Source organism: Micromonospora sp. NPDC049089 (genome assembly GCF_040648775.1).
Classification (GTDB): Bacteria; Actinomycetota; Actinomycetes; order Mycobacteriales; family Micromonosporaceae; genus Micromonospora.
Genome location: NZ_JBEZEH010000317.1, coordinates 1 through 5,047 on the forward strand (window position 1 = coordinate 1; position 5,047 = coordinate 5,047).

A 5,047-nucleotide genomic window follows, 5' to 3' on the forward strand; every position below is an offset into this window, starting at 1 on the left:
GCCGAGCAGCTCCTCGGCAAGATCGAGGAGATCTCGAAGATCTTCTGGGAGACCAAGCAGAGCTGATCAGCCGGCACCGGGTGGCACCGGCCACCCGGTGCGGCGTACCGCGTTCGGGAGGAACCGCATGACGTCGCGCACCGACCTCGTCGAAGATCTGATGAGCCGTTTCCCACACGTGCCGCGGGAGGCGGTCCTCAAGGAGGACCTGCTGCGGGGCGGGCTCGCCTTCGACGACGCGGCACTGACCGACAACGAGCACGGCGACGTGAAGCCGAAGTCGTACTTCATCTTCTCCTTCGATCACCGGACGCTGCCCGAGTTGGGGACGGCTGCGCTGCGCCGGCCCCCGGAGGAGATCGTGCTCACCGGGGGTCCGTACGAGCTGCGTCGTACCGTCGTCTCGGTCCGCACCAACCCCAGCTCGCCGTACCGCGTCGGCACCGACAGCGACGGTCGACTGCGCCTGTTCCTGGACGGACGGCCGATCGCCGATGTCGGGCTGCCCCCCATGCCGGCGTACTACCGTCACACGCTCGCCAACGGCAAGTCGGTGATGGAGGTCGCCCCGACGATCCAGTGGGGCTATCTCATCTACCTGACCGCGTTCCGGGTCTGCCAGTACTTCGGCGCCAAGGAGGAGTGCCAGTACTGCGACATCAACCACAACTGGCGGCAGCACAAGCAGGCCGGCCGGCCCTACACCGGGGTCAAGCCCGTCGACGAGGTCCTCGAGGCCCTGGAGATCATCAACCGACACGACGTCGATCGCGCGTCGCAGGCGTACACGTTGACCGGTGGCAGCATCACCTCGCAGGTCAACGGGCTGGCCGAGGCCGACTTCTACGGCCAGTACGCGCAGGCGATCGAGGATCGGTTTCCGGGACGGTGGATCGGCAAGGTGGTGGCCCAGGCGCTCCCCCGAGCCGATGTGCAGCGGTTCCACGACTACGGGATCCGCATCTACCACCCCAACTACGAGGTGTGGGACAAGCGGCTGTTCGAGTTGTACTGCCCGGGCAAGGAGCGCTACGTCGGTCGGGAGGAGTGGCACCGGCGCATCCTCGACTCGGCCGAGGTGTTCGGCCCGCGCAACGTGATCCCGAACTTCGTGGCGGGCGTCGAGATGGCCGCCCCGCACGGCTTCACCAGCGTCGACGAGGCGATCGCCTCCACCACCGAGGGGCTCGACTACTTCATGTCCCGGGGGATCACGCCCCGCTTCACCACCTGGTGCCCGGAGCCCACCACACCGCTGGGCCGGACGAACCCGCAGGGCGCGCCGCTCGAATACCACGTCCGCCTGCTGGAGGCCTACCGGGCGACGATGGACGCCCACGGCCTGTCCAGTCCGCCCGGGTACGGCCCGGCCGGGCCCGGGCGAGCGGTCTTCTCGGTCAGCTCCTTCATGGACACTCTGCCGTCCACGGATTCGTGACGGCGCGCTCGGCCGCCTCGCCCACGTCGATCCGCCGAGGAGCGGTACACCTCAGAGGCGTATTCACACCCCTGAGGTATACCGCTCCGAACCGCATCCGCCCCCGACGACGGTGACCGACGGCGACCGTCCTGATGAAACAGGTTCTAGCTGGCGTACGTCTCGAACTCACCGACCCGTGGCGTACCGCCGGAACTGTTGATCTTGAAGTTGACCTTGCTCATCGCGGTGGCCGGGAAGGTGATCGAACCCGCCCCACTGCCGGAGGCCAGGACGGCTCCGCTGTCGTTGTTGATCAGCTGCCAGGACCCGATGGATCCCTGGGTGCCGGACGGCTCGCGGATCACCACCCGGGACACCTGGGTCGCGGAGCCCCACTTGATCGAGATCGTGCCGGTCGAGCCGGCCGGCGACCACCAGGTGCTCAGGTTGCCGTCACGCACATTGCCGTAGCTGGTTCCGCTGGCCTTGCTGGAGCCGTCGGCGCCGGCACCCAGGCTGAGGTTGGTCCCGCCGGTGGGCGGTGGCGTGGTGGGTGGGGGCGTCGTGGGTGGGGGCGTCGTGGGCGGTGGCGTGGTCGGCGGCGGGGTGGTCGGCGGCGGGGTCTGCGGCGTGCAACTGCCGTCGGACACCTTCAGGCCCGTGTTGGCACCGACCGTCTGACGAACGACGTCCGGCACACAGCTCGCCCCGTCGAGACGGTACGAATACGGGATGCTGACAGTGGTGTTGGAGGTCGGGTTCGGTCCGGCGGGGTAGTTCTCGCTGCCTGCGCTGGACCAGGTCACGTTGTCGAAGACGTTGCCGGCGACCTGCCAGTAGCCGCGCTCGTTGGTGTAGAAGGTGCCCAGGACGTCCTTGGAGTCGCGGAAGTAGTTGTTCTCCACCTTGGCCCTGGCCCCCGCCCGGGAGTTGATCCCCGACTCGTGCAGGCTCACGTAGTGGTTGTTGTAGATGTGGGCGACCCCGCCACGCAGCAGCGGCGTGCGGGAGTCGATGTTCTCGTAGAGGTTGTGGTGGTACGTGATGAAGCCGTTCGAGAGGTCGCTCTCGCTGGACCCGACGAGGCCACCCCGACCGGAGTTGCGCAGGACGCTGTACGACAGCGTCACGTACTGGGTGTTGTCCTTCATGTCGAAGAGGCCGTCGTACCCCTCGGACTCCCCGCCCGAGGCCTCCAGGGTGACGTGATCGACCCAGACGTTGCGGACCGTGCTCTCCATGCCGATGGCGTCCCCACCGTTGGAGGTGGGCGAACCCGACTTCTTGACGTTCCGCACCGTCACGTTCTGGATGATGATGTTGCTGGAGTCGCGGATGTGGATGCCGAGCTGGTCGAAGACGGCGCTGCCGACCCCGATGATGGTGACGTTGCTGATCTGCTTGAGCTCGATCACTCCCGCTGCGGTGTTGCAGCTCGACCCCGACACCTTGCTGGTGTTGCCGTGATTGATGGTCCCGCTCACCTCGATGGTGATCGGGGTGCTGCTGCTGGGCCGACCGCACAGAGCCGCGTGGATCGCCGTGCCCGTGGTGGCCCGCACCGTCTGCCCGCCCGCGCCGCCGGTGGTCCCGCCGTTCTGGGTGGCGTAGCCGGTGGCGCTGCCGACCGCCGCCGAAGCCTGCGGGGTCGGTAGGGCCACCCCGACCCCGATCACCACGGCTACCGCGGCCAGCGCCGCCTGACGTCGCAACACGACTGGTCGTCTCATGTCGCCTCACCTTCGCATTCGTCTCGTTCCAGGTTTCGACTCGACGGACATCGCGATCACACCTGCCGACGGCAACATTCAAGAATTGGCGACGGTCAATCGCACAGATTTCATCGAGATCGCACACGCCCTGGTAGAAGCAGGGTTGTTTCGTGCGAGCGGAGTGCGCCCGGTGTCATCGCTCACACGACCGTCAAATGGAACATCGATGTAACGCAATCGTAGGAAAGCGGTTTCCGGAAAGGCAATAGCTGACGCTTGCAGGTTTGTTGCAGTGCTCGCGGGAGGGGTCGACCGCGCGGCCAGAGCGGTCTGGGCCGTCGGCGCGGGCGCGGGTTCCGGGCTCGTTGCGCGCTCGGTATTGACACCGCCGGGCCCGCAATCGATGCTCTGCTAAATCAGTTTAGCGACCGGCTCGCTCCGACCCGTCCCACTCCCGGTCCCCCGGCGGGATCGCTGACTGAGCGCACCACCCCCGAGAAAGGACCCCCATGAGACTGCGAAAAGGACTGATCCCGCTCGCCGCCACCCTCGTCCTGGCCGGCGCCTCCGGCACGGCGTACGGCAGCGCGGGCAGCGGCCCGGGCAGCACTGACGCAATCCGCAGCATCACCCCGATCACCACCGTCTACACCTACGGCCAAAAGGTCTCGGCGGTGGCGATCGAGTACGCGGCCACTGTCAACCCGCGCACCCTCGACACCGGCACGTTCTCGGTCACCGACACCATCTACAACTTCCGCTTCAACCCGATCGAGGACCTGCCGAAGCTCGCCGACCGGACCGTCACCCACACCTACACCAACGGAACACCCGGCACCCGCGCCGACCACCGATCGGCGCCGGGCCGGTACGTCATCGTCGAACTGAACCCCGTCGACACCGGCGGCTCGACGGTCATCGTCTCCAAGTGCCCGACCTTCCTCTGCACAGTGAAGGTCAATCCCGAGCTGCCGACCCGGGTCGTGCAACGCAAGGACGTGCACGGCCAGCCCGGCCGTGGGGCCGGCAAGGGGCCGGTGCTCGCCCGGGCCACCCCGCGCGAATCCCGTCCCGTCACCGAGAAGCCGGTCAACCAACTGGTCGACGAGTTCACCTACGGCTCGTTCCTGAGTGGCGGAATGGTTCTGCCGTACCACTACCACCTGCCGAAGAACTACCAGCCGGGCCGCAGATACCCACTGATGGTCGTCCTGCCCGGGCACGGCATGGGCTGGGACGGCGACAACCTCGGCGTCCAACTCGCCGCCGACATCCCGGCGACCGCGTGGCTCCAACCGCAGTGGACCGGTACGGCCGAGGACGTCATCGTCCTGGCGCCCCAGCACCAGCGGGTCGGTGGCGTCGCCGAGGCGGACCTGCTGGTCAAGCTGCTCGACCAGTTCGTTGGGCAGTTCGCGGTGGACACCCGTCGGGTGTACGCGACCACTGTGTCGTACGGCTCGCAGTTGCTCTGGGAGGCGTTCGCCAAGCGTCCCGACCTGTTCGCCGGCGGGTTGGTGACCGGTGGTTTCCCGGTCAACGCCACCCAGGCGACCGCCATCGCGGCGGCCGAGGTGCCGGTGTGGGTCACGCACGGCGAGCACGACCACCTGCTCAACGTCTCGGGCGCACGCAACTCCACGACGCTGCTGCGGCAGGCGTACGCCGCCCGGGGCAAGACGCCCGAGCAGACCGCCGATCTGGTGCGCTACACCGAGTACGCCGACGCCGCGTTCTCGGTACCGGACTACCACGCGGCGTTCGGGCCGACCTATGAGGACGCCAGCATCCTGCGCTGGCTGCTGGGCCAGTCCAAGTCCTGAGGCTGGGGCCGGGCGACGCCCTCGCCGCGATCCGACGGCCCCACCCCGGTGATCATGAAGTTGTTGCCACCGTCCACGGCATGGACGGTGGC

General features: G+C 67.7%; 3 protein-coding genes. 2 read left to right on the forward strand and 1 reads right to left on the reverse strand.

The window, feature by feature from the left end:
• The first annotated feature begins 127 nt into the window (after positions 1 to 127).
• Positions 128 to 1,438 carry a radical SAM protein gene (locus AB0B48_RS31855; protein WP_357208097.1) on the forward strand — a complete coding sequence of 437 codons (1,311 nt, stop codon included), beginning with the start codon at positions 128 to 130 and terminating at the stop codon, positions 1,436 to 1,438.
• Positions 1,439 to 1,584: 146 nt separating this feature from the next.
• Here the strand turns inward: AB0B48_RS31855 and AB0B48_RS31860 are convergent, their stop codons facing one another.
• Complete coding sequence (locus tag AB0B48_RS31860) at positions 1,585 to 3,150, reverse strand: polysaccharide lyase family 1 protein (protein ID WP_357208099.1); 1,566 nt, start codon at positions 3,148 to 3,150, stop codon at positions 1,585 to 1,587.
• Positions 3,151 to 3,641: 491 nt separating this feature from the next.
• On the opposite strand from AB0B48_RS31860, the gene AB0B48_RS31865 reads away from it, so the two are divergent.
• Complete coding sequence (locus AB0B48_RS31865; RefSeq protein WP_357208102.1) at positions 3,642 to 4,955, forward strand: hypothetical protein; 1,314 nt, start codon at positions 3,642 to 3,644, stop codon at positions 4,953 to 4,955.
• Positions 4,956 to 5,047 lie beyond the last annotated feature (92 nt).